Consider the following 16,784-nt stretch of genomic DNA (forward strand, 5'->3'; position numbering starts at 1 on the left):
CTTTGTGACTAGTCCGGCATGATCACTGCACCAGGGGGCTGCTCGCACCGGCCAGGTCAACGCCGTCGATCCTGGCGCGGCCGACCAGCAGGTGCAGGTACTGGTGCAGCGCGCGCTGCCAGGCCTGGCGCCGCAGCGTGTCGGCGACATGATTGCGCACGGCATCGAACGGCAGCAGCGTGCCCTCCAGGCGCCGCTGTACCTGCACGATGTGCAGGCCGAAGCGGGTCTCCACCACGCGCCCGGCCAGCTCGCCGGGCGCCAGGCGGAACAGCACCTCCTCGAACTCGGGCACGCATTCGCCCCGTCCGAACTGTCCCAGGCTGCCATCGACGGCGCCGGACGGGCAGTTCGAGTAGCGCCGCGCCAGTTCGCCGAAGCGCTCCGGCCGCTGGCGCAGCTCTTCCAGGATCAGCGTGGCCGTCTCGCGCAGCAGTTCGAGCTGCGCGCCAGGCGTCACCTGGAACAGAATATGGCGAACCTCGACCCGTTCGCCGCGCGTAAACGCCGTCCGGTGCGCGTCGTAGTAGCGGCGGCATGCCGTTTCGTCCGCTTCCGGCACCTGCACTTCGCAGGCAAACAGCGTTTCGATGCGTTCGTCGTCGCTCGCATCCCCCGCGACGATCCCCAGCCGGTCCGCCTCGTCCAGCAGCACGCGCCGCAGCACCACTTCGTGGACCGCCTGCTGCAGCGGATTGGCGGCGTTGGCATGATGCGCGAGCTCGGCGCCGATTTCAGCGTCGGTGATGTCGGCGCCATTGACTGCGATACCCATGATGTTCTCCTGTATAAGTTGACGGAACGCCGGCCGCTCAGCGGCTGCGCACCAGCTGGAACGCGCGCCCCAGGTAGCCCACGGCACCGAAGCCGCTCCACACGTGCACCAGGCGGGTGAACGGGAAGATCACGAACAGCGACATGCCCATGAACAGGTGCAGCTTGAACACCAGCGGCGCATCGACGATCAGTGCGGCGGCGTCGGCACGGAACGTCACGATGTGCTGGGCCCACCCCATCAGCAGCACCATCATGTGGCCATCCATGTGCGAGGCCGACGACCAGATCGACGACAGGCCCAGCAGCAGCGTGGCCAGGATCCACAGCAGCACGACCTTGTCCTTGAACGTGGTCACATGGCGCAGCCTGTCGCTCTGGAAGCGGCGCACCAGCAGCAGCACCAGGCCAACCAGCGCGAAGGTGCCCATCACGCCCCCGGCCACCATCGCGAACAGCTGCTTTGCGCCGTGCGGCACGCCCAGCGCATCCCAGATCGCCACGGGGGTCAGCAGGCCCACGGCGTGGCCGAAGAACAGGCCGATCACGCCGATATGGAACAGCGGGCTGGCCAGCCGCAGCGGTCCGCGGTGCAGTACCTGGCTCGATTCCGAGCGCCAGCTGTACTGCTCCCGGTCGAAGCGGATCAGGCTGCCCAGCAGGAAGATCGCCAGCGCGACATAGGGATAGATCCCGAACAGGAATTGATGCAGGTAGTTCATGACGGCTCCTTCATGGTTGCGGCACGGCCCGGGGTGCAGGCTCCCGCGCCGGCTTGTTGGGATGGAAATGGATCGGCTGCGCACCGCCCGGCGTGCCGGCCTGCCGGAGCAGCGGCTCGACGCCGTCGGCGCCGGGGCCGAACGTTTCCAGTGCTTCATCCATGTCGCGCACCGGCGGTTCGGTCAACGGCCGCGGTGCCACGGGGCTGGCATCGACCAGCAGCGCCAGCAGCGGCCCGTAGGGGCTGTCCGATGTGCACAGCTTGCGCGCCACGTGGGCCAGCACGTCGACCGCGTCGCCGAGCAGGCGCAGCGCGTCGTCGTCCGGCAGCTGGGACAGGAATTCCAGGAACAGCGGCACGTAGTCCGGCAGCTCGTCGCCGGCCATCTCCAGGCCATGCCGGCGGTATTCCTCTATCAGGTCCACCATGGCCTGGCCGCGGTCGCGCGATTCACCGTGCACATGCTCGAACAGGTGCAGCGAATGGGCTGGATTGCGGTCGAACGTGGCCACGTAGTCCTGCTGCAGTTCGATCAGCGGCGTGGTGCCGAGGTAGGCCAGCAGCGGCTGCAGGCGTTCGCGCCAGGCCGGGCGTGCTTCCAGCACGCACTCGATGTCGCGCAGCGCATCGACCAGCTCCGCTTCCGGGTACTGCAGCAGCAGCGACAGCATCTGATATTGGCGGTTCATGAATCAAACTCCTTCCGGTTCTTTTTTCTTGCGCGACTTCGGCATCGACATGAAGATCGCCGAGCCCTGCTTCTTCTTGCCGAACAGGCTGGCGTCGGAGACCCCGTCCGAGCAGCCGTTGCCGAAGCTGAAGCCGCAACTGCCTTTTTCGTTGAAGCTGTCCTCGACCATCTCCTTGTGGCTGGACGGGATCACGAAGCGGTCTTCGTAGTTGGCGATGGCCATGATGTGGTACATGTCCTCCACCGTGGCCTTGTCCAGCCCCACCTGCCGCAGCGCGTCGGTGTTCTCCACGCCGTCGACGCTCTTGCCGCGCATGTAGGCGCGCATCGCCAGCATGCGGTCGAGCGCCTTCAGCACCGGCACCTGGTCGCCGGCCGTGAGCAGGTTGGCCAGATACTGCACGGGAATGCGCAGGCTCGCGGTATCGGGCAGCACGCCATTGGTGCCCAGCTTGCCCGATTCGGCGGCGGCCTGGATCGGCGACAGCGGCGGGATGTACCAGACCATCGGCAGCGTGCGGTATTCCGGGTGCAGCGGGAACGCGATCTTCCACTCCATCGCCATCTTGTAGACCGGCGAGCGCACCGCAGCTTCCAGCCACGCCTCGGGAATGCCCTGGCGGCGCGCCTCGGCGATCACCTCCGGGTCGTGCGGGTCGAGGAACAGGCCGAGCTGCGATGCGTACAGGTCACGTTCGTCGGCCACCGAAGCGGCGGACTCGATCTTGTCGGCGTCATACAGCATCACGCCCAGGTAGCGGATGCGGCCCACGCACGTTTCCGAGCAGACGGTCGGCTGGCCGGCCTCGATGCGGGGGAAGCAGAACGTGCACTTCTCCGCCTTGCCCGACGACCAGTTGTAGTAGATCTTCTTGTACGGGCAACCGGAGATGCACATCCGCCAGCCGCGGCACTTGTCCTGGTCGATCAGCACGATGCCGTCGTCCTCGCGCTTGTACACGGAGCCGGACGGGCAGGACGCCACGCACGTCGGGTTCAGGCAATGCTCGCACAGGCGCGGCAGGTACATCATGAACGTGTTCTCGAAGGTGCCGTACATGTCCTTCTGCATGTTGTCGAACAGCTTGTCCTTGCTGCGATGGGCGAATTCGCCGCCGAGGTCGTCTTCCCAGTTCGGGCCCCACTCGATCTTGTCCATTTTCTTGCCCGTCAGCACCGACACCGGGCGCGCCGTGGGCGGCGTTTCCGACAGCGGCGCGTTCTGCAGCCGCTCGTAGTCGTACGTGAACGGCTCGTAGTACTCGTCGATCTGCGGCAGGTTCGGGTTGGCGAAGATATTGGCCAGGATCTTCAGCCGGCCGCCCTGGCGCGGTTCGATCGTTCCCGCGCCGGTGCGGCGCCAGCCGCCGTTCCACTTGTCCTGGTTTTCCCACTCTTTCGGATAGCCGATGCCTGGCTTCGTCTCAACGTTGTTGAACCATGCGTACTCGACCCCGTCGCGGCTGGTCCACACGTTCTTGCAGGTGACCGAACAGGTATGGCAGCCGATGCACTTGTCCAGGTTCAGCACCATGCCGATTTGCGCCCGTATTTTCATTTGTATGCTCCTTGTTTTGCCTGCTTTTGGCTTCTTATGCCTGCGCGGCGGTCCGTTCGTCCAGCGGACGTTCCAGCCAGTCGACCTTGTTCATCTTGCGCACCACCACGAATTCATCGCGGTTCGAGCCCACGGTGCCGTAGTAGTTGAAGCCCCATGACAGCTGGGCGTAGCCGCCGATCATGTGCGTGGGCTTGGTCACTGCCCGGGTCACCGAGTTGTGGATGCCGCCCCGCTTGCCCGACATTTCCGCGCCCGGCACGTTGACGATCTTTTCCTGGGCGTGGTACATCAGCGTCATCCCCACCGGTACCCGCTGGCTGACGATGGCGCGCGCGGTCAGGGTGCCGTTTACGTTGAAGACCTCGATCCAGTCGTTGTCGACGATGCCGGCCGCCTTCGCATCGATCTCCGACAGCCACACGTGCGGTCCGCCGCGCGACAGCGTCAGCATGCGCAGGTTGTCCGAGTAGGTCGAGTGGATCCCCCACTTCTGGTGCGGCGTGATGAAGTTCAGCGCGATCTCCTTGTTGCCGTTCGGGCTGGCGCCCATCGCCGCGCCCGTGGTCCGGGTATCGATGGCGGGCTTGTACACGCAGAAGCCTTCGCCGAAATCGCGCATCCAGCGGTGATCCTGGTAGAACTGCTGGCGGCCCGTCAGCGTGCGCCAGGGGATCAGCTCGTGCACATTGGTGTAGCAGGCGTTGTAGCTCACTTCCTCCGATTCGAGGCCCGACCAGGTCGGCGACGAGATGATCTTGCGCGGCTGCGCCTGCACGTCGCGGAAGCGGATGCTGTCGTGCTCGCGCGGCAGGGCCAGGTGGGTGTGGTCGCGCCCGGTGATCTTCGACAGCGCCGCCCAGGCCTTGACGGCCACGTGGCCATTGGTTTCCGGTGCCAGCGACAGGATCATTTCGGCAGCGTCGATCGCGGTATTGAGCCGCGGCTGGCCGTGCGAGACGCCCTCTTCCAGCACCGTGCGGTTGATCCCGCGCAGCACGTCGACTTCATGGCCGGTCTTCCAGCCGATGCCCTTGCCGCCATTGCCGATCTTTTCCAGCAGCGGCCCGACCGAGGTGAATTTCCTGTACACCTGGCGATAGTCGCGCTCGATGACGGTCATGTTCGGCATCGTCTTGCCCGGGATCGGCTCGCACTCGCCGGCGTGCCAGTCTTTCGGGTCGAACGGCTGCCCCAGTTCGCCCGGCGTGTCGTGCATCAGCGGGGTCAGCACGATATCCTTGCGGGTGCCCAGGCAGTCACCGCCGATTTCCGAGAACTTCTTCGCGATGCCCTTGTAGATTTCCCAGTCCGACTTCGACTGCCATAGCGGCTGCACGGCTTCGGACAGCGGGTGGATGAACGGGTGCATGTCGGACGTGTTCAGGTCGTCCTTCTCGTACCAGGTGGCGGTGGGCAGCACGATGTCGCCATACAGGCAGGTGGTGGACATGCGGAAATCCAGCACCACCAGCAGGTCCAGCTTGCCCTCGACTGCCGGACGCACCTTCACGTCGCGCGGCTTGATGCAGTCGTCCTCGTCGCTCATCAGCGCATTCTGCGTGCCGAGCAGGTATTTCAGGAAATACTCGTGGCCCTTGCCCGAGCTGCCCAGGATGTTCGAGCGCCAGACGAACATATTGCGCGGGAAATTCGCCGGGTTGTCGGGGTCGTCGCACGACATGTTCAGCTTGCCCTCCTTCAGCTGGCGCACCACGTAGGCGGCCGGATCCTCGCCGGCCGCGGTCGCCGCATCGACGACGTCCAGGGGATTGGTCTGCAGCTGCGGCGCGGACGGCAGCCAGCCCATGCGCTCGGCCTTGGCATTCAGGTCCAGCAGGGACATCGGCGCCACGTCCGGGCCGGCCGTCGGCGAGGCGATATCGCTGGTATGCAGCTTTTCATGGCGCCACTGGCTGGTGTGCGCATAGAAGAACGACGTGCCGTTCATCTGGCGCATCGGCCGGTTCCAGTCCTGCGCGAAGGCCAGAGGCGTCCAGCCGGTCTGCGGACGCAGCTTTTCCTGGCCCACGTAGTGCGCCCAGCCGCCGCCCGACTGGCCGATGCAGCCGCACATCATCAGCATGTTGATGATGCCGCGGTACGTCATGTCCATGTGGTACCAGTGGTTCAGCGCGGCGCCGACGATGACCATGCTCTTGCCGCGCGTCTTGTCGGCATTCTCGGCGAACTGGCGCGCCACCGTGATCACGTCCGCGCGCTTCACGCCGGTGTGCTTTTCCTGCCAGGCCGGCGTATAGGGCACGTCATCGTCATACGACGTGGCCACGTTGCCGCCGCCCAGGCCGCGGTCGATGCCGTAGTTGGCCAGCGACAGGTCGAACACGGTGGCCACCAGGGCTGCCGTGCCGTCGGCCAGCGTCACGCGTTTCACGGGCACGTTGCGGGTGATCAGGTCCTGCGCGTCGTGCCCGCCGAAGTAGGCGAAGCCGACCGGCACGACGTCGTCGCCCGCGCCGATCAGCGACAGCTGCGGATCGACCGGCGCGCGGCTGGTGCCTTCCGTCATCTCCAGGTTCCACTTGCCGTCCTCGCCCCAGCGGAAGCCGATCGAGCCCGAAGGTGCGACGATCCGGCCGCTCGCTTCGTCGATGACGAGGGTCTTCCATTCGGGATTGTTGGTTTCGTCCAGGCTGTTCGCCAGGTGGGAAGCACGCAGGAAGTAATCGGGGATCAGCGTTCCCTCGTGTTCCTTCAGCAGCACCAGCATCGGGAAGTCCGTGTACTGCTTCGCGTAGCCGCGGAAGTAGGCGGACTGGCCGGCCGTGTGGAACTCCTTCAGGATCACATGGCCCATCGCCATCGCCAGCGCCGCATCGGTGCCCTGGCGCGGTGCCAGCCAGATGTCGCCGAACTTGGCCATCTCGCCGAAGTCGGACGATACCGCCACCGTCTTGGTGCCCTTGTAGCGCACCTCGGTATAGAAGTGCGCATCGGGCGTGCGGGTCATCGGCACGTTCGAGCCCCACACCATCAGGTAGGTGGAGTTGTACCAGTCGGCCGATTCCGGCACGTCGGTCTGTTCGCCCCACACCTGCGGGCTGGCCGGCGGCAGGTCGCAATACCAGTCATAGAACGACAGCGCCACGCCGCCGATCAGCGACAGGTAGCGCGTGCCGGCCGCGTAGCTGACCATCGACATCGCCGGGATCGGCGAGAAGCCGACGATGCGGTCCGGTCCATATTTCCTGATCGTCAGCGCATTGGCTGCCGCAATCATCTCGTTGCACTCGTCCCAGCTGGCGCGCACGAAGCCACCCAGGCCGCGCACCGACTTGTAGCGCTTCGCCCTTTCCGGGTCCTGGCTGACGTACTCCCACGCGGATACCGGGTCCATCGTCCTGCGCGCTTCGCGCCACATATCCATCAGGCGGCCGCGGATCATCGGGTATTTCACGCGCTGCGCCGAATACACGTACCACGAATAGCTGGCACCACGGGGGCAGCCGCGCGGTTCGTGGTTGGGCAGGTCCGGCCGCGTGCGCGGGTAGTCGGTCTGCTGGGTTTCCCACGTGATCAGGCCGTTCTTCACGTACACCTTCCAGCTGCACGACCCGGTGCAATTGACGCCGTGGGTGGACCGGACGATCTTGTCGTGCTGCCAGCGCTGGCGGTAGGCGTTTTCCCAGGTGCGGTCCTCGGTCACGACGACGCCGTGGCCATTGGAGAAGGTGGATTTGGGCTTGCTGAAGAATTTCAGCCGATCCAGAAAGTGACTCATGCTGCCTCCTTGATTCCGCTCCGCGCGACATGCGTGGAGTTGTCATTGGAATCAGTCTACTGAGCGGGGCGCAGCATGAACATCGGCAAGAAGTGCCGTGAAGGAACGCGGAAGGACTAGGGATATAGGCCTTTGTAACTAGCCGCGCATGCGAAAAAAAGGCACGCCGGTTGGGGCGTGCCTGTAAAACAGCATGCCGGCCGCCGCCCCTGGAGCAGGGAGCGGCCGGCATGCCGGGGCGCATGGCCGGGCAGCCGGCAAAGGCTACCCGGCGCAGGTCTTCAGCCGGTCGACGTCCGGGATCGTGATCCGCCGGCCCTTGAAGGCGATCAGGTCGCGGGCCGACAGGTCGGCCATGATGCGCGAGAAGTGTTCGGGCGTCAGGTTCAGGCGCGACGCCAGCACCGCCTTGGTGGCCGGCAGCGTCAGTTCGTCGCTGCCCTCGGCGGCGCAATCCTTCAGCAGGTAGCCGACCACGCGCTGGGTGCCCGAGCGCAGCGAGTACGATTCCAGGTCGCACATCAGGCTGTGCATGCGCATGCTGACGCCGGCCAGCATCGCGCACGCGAAATCCGGGTCGCCGTGGATCTCGCGAAAGATCACCGGCTTGGCCACGTGCAGCAGCATGGTGTCTTCCATCGCCTGCGCGCTGACGATATACGGCTTGCCCATGAACATCAGCGCTTCGCCGAAACTCTGCCCCGGGCCGATCAGTTCGACCACCTTCTCTGCTCCCTGCGCGGACGTGAACGACAGCTTGACCTGGCCGAACATCACGATATGGAAGCCCACGCACGGTTCGCCGCGCTGGAATACCAGTTCGCCACGCTCGACCTGCAGCTTCGTGGTGCCCAGCGCGATGCGGTCCAGCTCATCGGAGCGCAGCCGCGCGAACAGCGGCACGTTGGCCAGGAAGGCCTGCACCTTGATGCGGCTCTTGTCCATGCTCTATCCTCCCCGGTCCATCAGCAGGGCATGTCCGCATTGCGCCGCGCATAGCACCACCAGGTAATGGCGATGCAGCTGGCGTAGAAGGCGATGAAGCAGTACAGCGCCGCATCCGGGCGGCCCGTCAGCGCGATCGAGGTGCCATAGCTCTTCGGGATGAAGAAGGCGCCATAGGCGGCGAAGGCGGACGTAAAGCCCAGCACGGCGGCGCTTTCCTTGTTGGCCGTGACGATCGCGGCGTCCTGCTCGGCTTTCGGCCTGCCGGCAGCGGCGCGCTGGTGCTGCGTCATGAAGATCACCGGAATCATGCGGAACGTCGACGCGTTGCCGATGCCGGTGCCGGCGAACAGCAGCATGAACATCCAGAAGAACAGAGTGAAATTGCCGGAGGTGCCGGCCTGCGGCAGGAAAGCAAGCACGCCGAACACCGCCAGGATCATGCCGGCAAAGGTCCACAGCGTGACCCGCGCGCCGCCCAGCCTGTCCGAGATGATGCCGCCGGCGACCCGGGCCAATGCGCCCACCAGCGGGCCGAGGAAGGCATAGCGCAGCGGGTCCACTTCGGGGAACAGTGTCTTGATCAGCAGCGGGAACGCGGCCGAATAGCCGATGAACGAGCCGAACGTGCCCGTGTACAGCCAGCACATCAGCCAGTTGTGCTTGCGGGTGAAGATCACGGCCTGCTCGGCGAACGAGGCTTTCGCCGATGCCAGGTCGTTCATGCCGAACCAGGCGGCCAGCGTCGCCGCGATGATGAACGGCACCCAGACGAACGCCGCGTTCTGCAGCCACAGCATCTCGCCATGGCCGGGCTGCACCGGGGTTTGCGGCGCACCGCCCAGCGTTCCGAACACGCCGGCCGTGATCACCAGCGGCACCACGAACTGCACCGCGGAGACGCCCAGGTTGCCCAGGCCGGCATTCATGCCCAGCGCATAGCCCTTCTGCGCCTTCGGGTAGAAGAAGCTGATATTGGCCATCGACGAAGCGAAGTTGCCGCCGCCGAAACCGCACAGCAGCGCCAGCACCAGCATCGTCGGGTAGCCGGTCGTCGGGTCCTGCACCGCGAAGCCGATGCCGACCGCCGGCACCAGCAGCGAGGCGGTCGACAGCGCCGTCCATTTGCGCCCACCGAACACCGGCACCATGAACGAATAGAAGATGCGCAGCGTGGCGCCGGACAGGCCCGGCACCGCAGCCAGCCAGAACAGCTGGTTGGTGCTGTAGGTGAAGCCGACGACGGGCAGGTTGACGACGACCACGCTCCACACCATCCACACCGCGAAGGCCAGCGCCAGCGCCGGGATCGAGATCCACAGGTTGCGGTTTGCGGTACTGCGCCCGCTGCGTTGCCAGAACGCGGGAGCCTCGGGCTCCCAGGTGCTGATCAGGTACTTGCTCATGGTAATACTCCTTGGATCGATGATCGTGAAAGGTCAGTGGGCAGCCACGGCGGCCGGCACCCGTGCCGGCGCTGCGCCCACTGGGCGGAACGAGAAGTGCATCCACACCAGCGACACGCACACGGTGCCGTACAACAGCATGAAGGCCGACGAGCGCACGCCGGTGACATCGAGCAGCGCGCCGAACAGGATCGGCAGTACGAAACCACCCAGCCCGCCGGCAAGGCCCACCACGCCCGATACGGCGCCGATGTTGTCGGGGAATTCGTCGCCGATGAACTTGAACACCGAGGCCTTTCCGATCGCCATCGCGGTGCCGGCAACGAACAGCAGCGCGGTGAACACCCACGGCGACAAGGCCAGATCGACCGCCAGCGCGCCGTCCACCGTCTTGACCTGCATGCTGGTGGGCGGGTATGACAACAGGAAGAAGCACACCCAGCACACCCACATCACCCACCACGTGACCTTGTAGGCACCGTATTTGTCGGAAACCCAGCCGCCGAGCGCGCGCAGCACGCCGCCAGGCAGCGAGAAGCAGGCGGCCAGCAGCGCGGCCAGGCCCAGGTCGAAGCCGTATTCGGCAACGTAGTACTTCGTCATCCACAGCGCCAGGCCCACGTAGCCGCCGAAGACCACCGAGTAGTACTGGCAGTAGCGCCACACGCGGCGGTCCTTCAGCACGCGCAGCTGGCCGGCGAACGATGCGGTGGACTGCACCTTGTGCGAGGGATCGGTTGCCGAACACACCCAGAACAGCAGGGCCGTGGCCAGCAGCGCCGCTGCGTACACGCCGGGCAGCGCCTGCCAGCCCCACGTGGCGATGATGCCGGGAGCGACGAACTTGGTCAGCGCCGAGCCGGAATTGCCGGCACCGAAAATGCCCATTGCCAGGCCTTTTCGCTCCTTCGGGAACCAGCGCGCCACGTAGGGCGTGCCCACCGCGAACGAACCGCCCGCCAGCCCGAGAAGAAGGCCCAGCGCAAGGAACTGCCAGTATTGCGTAGCCCGTCCGATCAGCGCCACCGGGATCACGGTGGCCAGCATGACGGCAAAGAACACGATGCGCCCGCCGTAGCGGTCGGTCCATATCCCCAGCGGCACCCGTACCAGGGCACCGGACAGCACCGGCATCGCCGCCAGCAGGCCGAACTGCGTTTCGTTCAGGTCCAGCATCTGCTTGATCGGGATGCCCAGCACCGCGAACATCATCCACACGGCAAAGCACACCGTGAACGAGAAGGTGCTGGCGGCCAGCACCCGGTTGGCTTTTCCATTGTTGTTCATTTTTCCTCCGACGCTCTACGCGATGCCGCCAGCGTACGCGGAGGCCGCGCACGCGCCAATTGGCCGAACTGCGCAAGGCGCCACCGCAAAGGGGTAGGCCCCATCGGCCGGAAGGACTAGTGAATCAGGCTCGAAGCCGGGCGAAAGGCGCCGCGGCTGACAGGGCCATGGCAACCGGCATGGCGGCGGGAACCGGGAAGGCAGCGATCGCATCGGCCAGCGTGGTGCCATCGAGCTCGCCCAGCCAGGCCCGCGTGGCACGCGCCAGCACGCCCTGCAAACCGCATCCTCCCGCGTCCGGGCAGGTCCCGGCCGCATCGGCAAAGCACGGCGCGATGCGGAAATCCGGTTCCGTCGCGCGCACCACGGCACCAATCCGGATCGCCTCGGGCGGCGCGCCCAGCGCAATGCCGCCCTGCCGGCCGCGCACGGTGCGCAGCATGCCGGCCTGGGCCAGCCGGTGGACCACCTTGCTCAGGTGGCTCTTCGGAATGCGGTGGTAACCGGCGATTTCGGCGATCGTCACCAGCCGCTGCTGGCGGGCGGCGAGATAGATCAGGGTGCGCAGTGCATAGTCGGTGCAGCTCGTCAGTCGCATGACAGTTCCTCCTGCCGGCAGCGGCCGGCGAACGGTCCGATTATTCAACGGGACCGCCTGCAACGTTCATAACCTGCATTAAGAAAAGCGCTGTTGCGGATGCGACCCCGCCCACCGATTCCTACAATCGCCACATGATCCATCACCGGGAGAGCACCATGGACTACCTTGCGCTGCGCCATGTCCACATTGCCTGTGTCGCCACCAGCGGCACGCTGTTCCTGCTGCGCGGCCTGTTCATGCTTGCCGTGCCGGACATGCTGCGCCAGCGCTGGGTGCGCACGGTGCCGCACATCGTCGACACCGGCCTGCTGGCCAGTGCCATCGGCCTGGCGACAACCAGCGGCCAGTACCCGTTCGCGCAGCCGTGGCTGACCGCCAAGGTGCTGGCGCTGTGCGCCTATATCGTGCTCGGCACGGTCGCACTGAAGCACGGCCGGAGCATGCGGGTACGCGTCGCTGCGATGGTCGCCGCGCTGGCGGTCTTCGGCTACATCGTCACGGTGGCCGCGACCCGCCAGCCGATGCCTTTCTGAGCCGACGGGCCCGCCACATTAACGTGGATCATCCATTTGCAACGCCGATGCCGGCAACCTTTGCCGCAGCCGCGGCATGCTGGCTAAGCTGTTCCGCACAGTGCCATCAGGCACCACCGGCCACTATCGAGGAGCACGAGTGATACCGATTACCGAACCGAAACCGCTGGAATCCATCGTCAAGCGCGATGGCAGCATGCAGGCGTTCGACGCCGCCAAGATCCTGTCGGCGCTGCGCCGCGCCGGCGCCGCCAGCGGCGAATACGGCGACGAAGCCGCGCAGCGGCTGGCCTACAACACGGTCCGCCGGCTGCAGGCCGCGCGCGAAGCACCGCTTTGCGTCGAGGAAGTACAGGACCATGTCGAAAGCGTGCTGTACGACGCCGGCTACCGGCACACGCTGCGGCGCTACGTGATCTACCGCGAACAGCACCGCACCCTGCGCCAGGAGCGCCGCTCGCTGGTCGACGTGGAAGCTTCCATCGAGGAATACCTGCAGCGGCAGGACTGGCGCGTCAACGCCAACGCCAACCAGGGCTACTCGCTGGGAGGCCTGATCCTGAACGTGTCGGGAAAGATGATCGCCAACTACTGGCTGAACCACGTCTACCCACCCGAGGTGGGCCAGGCGCACCGCGACGCCGACCTGCACATCCACGATCTCGACATGCTGGCCGGCTACTGCGCCGGCTGGTCGCTGCGCATGCTGCTGGCCGAAGGCCTGAACGGCGTGCCCGGCAAGGTGGAGTCGGCGCCGCCGCGCCACCTGTCCAGCGCCTGCGGCCAGATCGTCAATTTCCTCGGGACCCTGCAGAACGAATGGGCCGGCGCGCAGGCGTTCAGTTCCTTCGATACCTACCTGGCCCCCTACGTGCGCAAGGACGGCCTGTCGTACGAGGCCGTCCGGCAGGCCATCCAGGAACTGGTCTACAACCTGAACGTGCCGTCGCGCTGGGGCACGCAGACGCCGTTCACGAACCTGACGTTCGACTGGACCTGCCCCGACGACCTGCGCGGGCAGGTACCGGTGATCGCCGGCGCCGAGCAGCCTTTCACGTACGGCGACCTGCAGCAGGAAATGGACATGATCAACCGCGCCTACATCGAAGTGATGACGGCGGGCGACGCCAGGGGCCGCGCCTTCACGTTCCCGATCCCGACGTACAACATCACGGCGGATTTCGCATGGGACAGCCCGAACGCGGAACTGCTGTTCGGCATGACGGCGCGCTACGGCCTGCCCTACTTCCAGAACTTCATCAATTCGGAGCTGCGGCCGAACATGATCCGCTCGATGTGCTGCCGGCTGCAGCTGGACCTGCGCGAGCTGCTGAAACGGGGCAACGGCCTGTTCGGATCGGCCGAGCAGACCGGTTCGCTCGGCGTCGTCACCATCAATTGCGCCCGCCTTGGCCACCGCCATCCCGACGACGAGGAAGGCTTGCTGGCGGCGCTCGACCGCCTGCTCGAGCTGGGCCGCCAGAGCCTGGAGATCAAGCGCAAGGCGATCCAGCGCCACATGGACAACGGCCTGTTCCCGTACACCAAGCGCTACCTCGGCACGCTGCGCAACCATTTCTCGACCCTGGGCGTGAACGGCGTCAACGAGATGATCCGCAATTACTCCGGCGACCGCTACGACATTACCGACCCGCGCGGGCATGCGCTGGCACTGCGCCTGCTCGATCACGTGCGCGCGCGCATGCTGGAGTTCCAGGAGCAGACCGGCCATATGTACAACCTGGAAGCGACGCCCGCCGAAGGCACCACCTACCGCTTCGCGCGCGAGGACCGCAAGCGCTTCCCCGGCATCCTGCAGGCCGGCACGGCCGACATGCCGTACTACACCAATTCTTCGCAGCTGCCGGTGGGCTTCACCGACGATCCGTTCGAGGCACTGGAGCGCCAGGACGCGCTGCAGCGCAGGTACACCGGCGGCACGGTGCTGCACCTGTACATGACGGAAGCGCTATCGAGCGCACAGGCCTGCCGCGAGCTCGTCAAGCGTGCGCTGACGCGCTTCGGCCTGCCCTACCTGACGGTCACGCCCACGTTCTCGATCTGCCCGAAACATGGCTACCTGTCCGGCCGCCACCCATTCTGCCCGAAATGCGACGCCGCGCTGATCGAGCGGCGGCACCAGCCACCCCCTGCAACCCACTGAAGGAGCCAGCATGAACCCACTTGATCAAAGCAGCCTGTCCACCGCACTGCGCGACGACGACCCGGAACGCCAGCCGTGCGAGATATGGACCCGCGTGATGGGCTACCACCGCCCCGTCGCATCGTTCAACACCGGAAAACAGGGCGAATTCCACGAGCGGCAATATTTCAGCGAACCGGCCGCGCGGCAAGCGCCGGCCGCACCGTGATGGCAGGCCGCCCGCTGAACGTGGGCGGCTTCACGCCGTTCACCGCCACCGACTACCCCGGCCGGCTGGCCGGGGTAGTGTTCGTGCAGGGCTGCGCCTGGCGCTGCGGCTACTGCCACAATCCCCATTTGCAGGCGCGCCCGCGGCACAGTCCGCTGGACTGGCGCGAAGTGCTGACCGTGCTGGAGCGGCGCCGCGGCCTGCTCGACGCCGTGGTGTTCAGTGGCGGCGAACCGACCACCGACCTTGCGCTGCCGCAGGCGATGCGCGCGGTGCGCGCACTGGGTTTCAAGGTGGGACTGCATACCGCCTGCCTGTATCCGGACCGGCTGCGCGCCGTCCTGCCCCTGGTCGACTGGGTGGGTTTCGATGTCAAGGCGCAGTTCGACCGCTATGACGAGGTGACGGGCGTTCCAGGCAGCGGCGTTCCGGCGCGCGCAGCCGTGGCGGCGATCGTTGCCTCCGGCATCGCCAGCGAATGCCGTACCACCGTGCACCCGGCGTTGCTGGCGCCGGATGCCCTGCTGGCGCTTGCCGGCGAACTCGCATCGCTCGGTGTACGGCACTGGGTGATCCAGCAGTTCCGTGCCACCGGGTGCGCCGACGACAGGCTGCGCGTCGCCGGCGCCGCGCAATATCCTTCCGATACATTGCTTGCCGCGTTGCGCGGCCGCTTCGGCGACGTGACGCTGCGACGCGCATAGCGTGTCCCGCCGCCGGCGGGGCACGCTATGCGCTGCTGCCCCGTGTGCCGCTATCGCGTACGCTGCTGGCGCAGCCAGCGCAGCACCGCCAGCGGATGTGGCGACGGCAGGTCGACGTCGAGCGCATCGAGCGTATTCTTGACCAGCAGTCCCAGTTCGGTATCGCCCTGCATGGCCAGGCGGCGGCCGAAGAACAGCGTGTCCGGATCGGCCTCGCGGCGCAGCAGCGCCACCATGTCGGCGGCGCCGGCGGCAATCTCCAGGTCCGGCTGGCCTGCCGCGGCGCACGGTACAAAGCGCCTGCCGTCCCATTGCACATCGAAGGCCACGCCGGCATCGCGCATGCGGATGCGCAGGCTGTGGCCGTGCAGCCGCTCGCGCACGTCGGCAGGCAGGTGCGGCCGCAATGCCAGGTTCAGGCCGGCCGCGAACAGCGCGGATCCGGGCCCGGGCGGCAGGCGGCTGCCGATCGCGGCAACGAAGGCAGGCAGGTCGCGCGGCAGGCCGGCCGTCGGCGCGCCATGGGTGGGATGCGGGACGCTCATGCCGCCCTCCCCGCCTGCCAGTCGATCCCCGGCCGGCCATGCCAGTAGCCGTCGCAGGCCGGCCCCGGCAGCAGCGGCAGCAGGGCGTGCGCTGCCGCATCCGGCCTGGACCGGCCATGGCGCAGGTCGTCGAACAGCGCCAGCACCTCCATCGTGTGGCGCGATTGCGGACTGATGCGCAGCACGTCGGCACCGGCCGCGTCCAGCGCGTCGAACTCGGCAGCCAGGTTGCATACCGAAGCGGACTGCGTCTGGATGCCGTTCAGCACCAGGAACGGCTCGCCGTCGCGCGTGGTCATGGCCAGGCCGTCCGGGTGCTCGAGGCAGCTGAAGCGGCAATCGTCCTTCGGCAGGTTACGGTGACGCGCCGTGAAGCAGCGCGCCGAAAACGCCAGCGGCATGCGGCCCAGCGCGAACACTTCCGTTTCCATGCCGGCCGGACGCGCGCGGTGCAGTTCCACCAGGCCGGCGTGACCCATCTCCAGCGGCATCACCCAGCGCCGCGCGCCCAGCCCGTGCATCAGCAGCAGCGTGGCGGCGTTGTAGATGTTCAGGTGCGGGCCCGCGACGAAGGGCCGGCCGTGCAGCAGGCCTACCGCGCCCATGTCGTTGGCTTCGACATCGAAGCCATCCTGCCCGGCCAGCCGGCGCAGCGCCGCCAGGTCGGCAGCGGATTCGATCAGCGCCATGCTCGACAACACCACTTCCTTGCCGGCCTCGCGCAATTGCGCGGCCACCTGCAGCCAGTCCGCCGCGCGCAGTTCGTGCCGCCGCGAACAGACTGCTTTACCCAGGTAGACGATGTCTGCCGGGCCGGCGGCCATGTCCCTGTAAAAATCCATCACGGTGGCGCGCGGCCAGTAGTACAGCAGCGGTCCCAGTGCGAGTTTCATCATCGGTTT

15 protein-coding genes are annotated in these 16,784 nt (G+C 66.5%); 4 read left to right on the top strand and 11 right to left on the bottom strand.

Annotation, left to right across the window (positions count from 1 at the left end; all coding sequences use genetic code 11):
- Window positions 1-22: 22 nt before the first annotated feature.
- The 9 genes from ACY34H_RS02375 to ACY34H_RS02415 form a co-directional block, all read right to left on the bottom strand.
- The gene (locus ACY34H_RS02375) at window positions 23-775 is read right to left on the bottom strand and encodes a peptidylprolyl isomerase (protein ID WP_464975876.1); all 753 of its coding nucleotides are present in this window, start codon (window positions 773-775) and stop codon (window positions 23-25) included.
- A 37-nt stretch (window positions 776-812) separates the two neighbouring features.
- Window positions 813-1,496: a respiratory nitrate reductase subunit gamma gene (gene narI / locus ACY34H_RS02380; RefSeq protein WP_464975877.1), complete on the bottom strand. Its 684-nt coding sequence runs from the start codon at window positions 1,494-1,496 to the stop codon at window positions 813-815.
- 10 nt (window positions 1,497-1,506) lie between these two features.
- Window positions 1,507-2,187, bottom strand: a complete 681-nt coding sequence (narJ, locus tag ACY34H_RS02385; RefSeq protein WP_464975878.1) for a nitrate reductase molybdenum cofactor assembly chaperone — start codon at window positions 2,185-2,187, stop codon at window positions 1,507-1,509.
- A 3-nt stretch (window positions 2,188-2,190) separates the two neighbouring features.
- Window positions 2,191-3,747: a nitrate reductase subunit beta gene (narH, locus tag ACY34H_RS02390; RefSeq protein WP_464975879.1), complete on the bottom strand. Its 1,557-nt coding sequence runs from the start codon at window positions 3,745-3,747 to the stop codon at window positions 2,191-2,193.
- A 34-nt stretch (window positions 3,748-3,781) separates the two neighbouring features.
- Window positions 3,782-7,489, bottom strand: a complete 3,708-nt coding sequence (locus ACY34H_RS02395; RefSeq protein ID WP_464975880.1) for a nitrate reductase subunit alpha — start codon at window positions 7,487-7,489, stop codon at window positions 3,782-3,784.
- Window positions 7,490-7,753: 264 nt separating this feature from the next.
- Entirely contained in the window at window positions 7,754-8,434 is a 681-nt protein-coding gene (locus tag ACY34H_RS02400) for a Crp/Fnr family transcriptional regulator (protein ID WP_464975881.1), read from the bottom strand.
- A 20-nt stretch (window positions 8,435-8,454) separates the two neighbouring features.
- The gene (locus tag ACY34H_RS02405) at window positions 8,455-9,840 is read right to left on the bottom strand and encodes a NarK family nitrate/nitrite MFS transporter (RefSeq protein WP_464975882.1); all 1,386 of its coding nucleotides are present in this window, start codon (window positions 9,838-9,840) and stop codon (window positions 8,455-8,457) included.
- Window positions 9,841-9,873: 33 nt separating this feature from the next.
- Window positions 9,874-11,127: an MFS transporter gene (locus ACY34H_RS02410; RefSeq protein WP_464975883.1), complete on the bottom strand. Its 1,254-nt coding sequence runs from the start codon at window positions 11,125-11,127 to the stop codon at window positions 9,874-9,876.
- Between the two features lie 124 nt (window positions 11,128-11,251).
- Window positions 11,252-11,725: an RrF2 family transcriptional regulator gene (locus ACY34H_RS02415; protein WP_464975884.1), complete on the bottom strand. Its 474-nt coding sequence runs from the start codon at window positions 11,723-11,725 to the stop codon at window positions 11,252-11,254.
- A 158-nt stretch (window positions 11,726-11,883) separates the two neighbouring features.
- Here ACY34H_RS02415 and ACY34H_RS02420 point away from each other — a divergent pair, with 158 nt between their 5' ends.
- The 4 genes from ACY34H_RS02420 (at window position 11,884) to ACY34H_RS02435 (ending at window position 15,337) form a co-directional block, all read left to right on the top strand.
- Window positions 11,884-12,261, top strand: a complete 378-nt coding sequence (locus ACY34H_RS02420) for a SirB2 family protein (RefSeq protein WP_464975885.1) — start codon at window positions 11,884-11,886, stop codon at window positions 12,259-12,261.
- A gap of 196 nt (window positions 12,262-12,457) precedes the next feature.
- A complete protein-coding gene (locus ACY34H_RS02425) occupies window positions 12,458-14,425 on the top strand; it encodes a ribonucleoside triphosphate reductase (protein WP_464976072.1) in 1,968 nt (655 codons plus the stop codon).
- Between the two features lie 10 nt (window positions 14,426-14,435).
- Complete coding sequence (gene nrdD, locus ACY34H_RS02430) at window positions 14,436-14,633, top strand: anaerobic ribonucleoside-triphosphate reductase (protein WP_464975886.1); 198 nt, start codon at window positions 14,436-14,438, stop codon at window positions 14,631-14,633.
- Window positions 14,633-15,337, top strand: a complete 705-nt coding sequence (locus ACY34H_RS02435; protein ID WP_464976073.1) for an anaerobic ribonucleoside-triphosphate reductase activating protein — start codon at window positions 14,633-14,635, stop codon at window positions 15,335-15,337. Before nrdD ends, ACY34H_RS02435 begins: the two co-directional genes overlap by 1 nt.
- A 50-nt stretch (window positions 15,338-15,387) precedes the next feature.
- Here the strand turns inward: ACY34H_RS02435 and ubiT are convergent, their stop codons facing one another.
- Both ubiT and ACY34H_RS02445 read right to left on the bottom strand, forming a co-directional pair.
- On the bottom strand, window positions 15,388-15,882 hold the full coding sequence (ubiT, locus tag ACY34H_RS02440) for a ubiquinone anaerobic biosynthesis accessory factor UbiT (protein WP_464975887.1): 495 nt from the start codon (window positions 15,880-15,882) through the stop codon (window positions 15,388-15,390).
- Entirely contained in the window at window positions 15,879-16,775 is an 897-nt protein-coding gene (locus ACY34H_RS02445; RefSeq protein ID WP_464976074.1) for a U32 family peptidase, read from the bottom strand. Before ACY34H_RS02445 ends, ubiT begins: the two co-directional genes overlap by 4 nt.
- Window positions 16,776-16,784 lie beyond the last annotated feature (9 nt).

This window comes from Pseudoduganella sp. jia 9, assembly GCF_055502615.1.

Coding starts and splice junctions, on each gene's coding strand:
- ACY34H_RS02375 (WP_464975876.1), bottom strand. CDS start 775: ATGGGTATCGCAGTCAATGGCGCCGACATCACCGACGCTGAAATCGGC.
- narI (WP_464975877.1), bottom strand. CDS start 1,496: ATGAACTACCTGCATCAATTCCTGTTCGGGATCTATCCCTATGTCGCG.
- narJ (WP_464975878.1), bottom strand. CDS start 2,187: ATGAACCGCCAATATCAGATGCTGTCGCTGCTGCTGCAGTACCCGGAA.
- narH (WP_464975879.1), bottom strand. CDS start 3,747: ATGAAAATACGGGCGCAAATCGGCATGGTGCTGAACCTGGACAAGTGC.
- ACY34H_RS02395 (WP_464975880.1), bottom strand. CDS start 7,489: ATGAGTCACTTTCTGGATCGGCTGAAATTCTTCAGCAAGCCCAAATCC.
- ACY34H_RS02400 (WP_464975881.1), bottom strand. CDS start 8,434: ATGGACAAGAGCCGCATCAAGGTGCAGGCCTTCCTGGCCAACGTGCCG.
- ACY34H_RS02405 (WP_464975882.1), bottom strand. CDS start 9,840: ATGAGCAAGTACCTGATCAGCACCTGGGAGCCCGAGGCTCCCGCGTTC.
- ACY34H_RS02410 (WP_464975883.1), bottom strand. CDS start 11,127: ATGAACAACAATGGAAAAGCCAACCGGGTGCTGGCCGCCAGCACCTTC.
- ACY34H_RS02415 (WP_464975884.1), bottom strand. CDS start 11,725: ATGCGACTGACGAGCTGCACCGACTATGCACTGCGCACCCTGATCTAT.
- ACY34H_RS02420 (WP_464975885.1), top strand. CDS start 11,884: ATGGACTACCTTGCGCTGCGCCATGTCCACATTGCCTGTGTCGCCACC.
- ACY34H_RS02425 (WP_464976072.1), top strand. CDS start 12,458: ATGCAGGCGTTCGACGCCGCCAAGATCCTGTCGGCGCTGCGCCGCGCC.
- nrdD (WP_464975886.1), top strand. CDS start 14,436: ATGAACCCACTTGATCAAAGCAGCCTGTCCACCGCACTGCGCGACGAC.
- ACY34H_RS02435 (WP_464976073.1), top strand. CDS start 14,633: ATGGCAGGCCGCCCGCTGAACGTGGGCGGCTTCACGCCGTTCACCGCC.
- ubiT (WP_464975887.1), bottom strand. CDS start 15,882: ATGAGCGTCCCGCATCCCACCCATGGCGCGCCGACGGCCGGCCTGCCG.
- ACY34H_RS02445 (WP_464976074.1), bottom strand. CDS start 16,775: ATGAAACTCGCACTGGGACCGCTGCTGTACTACTGGCCGCGCGCCACC.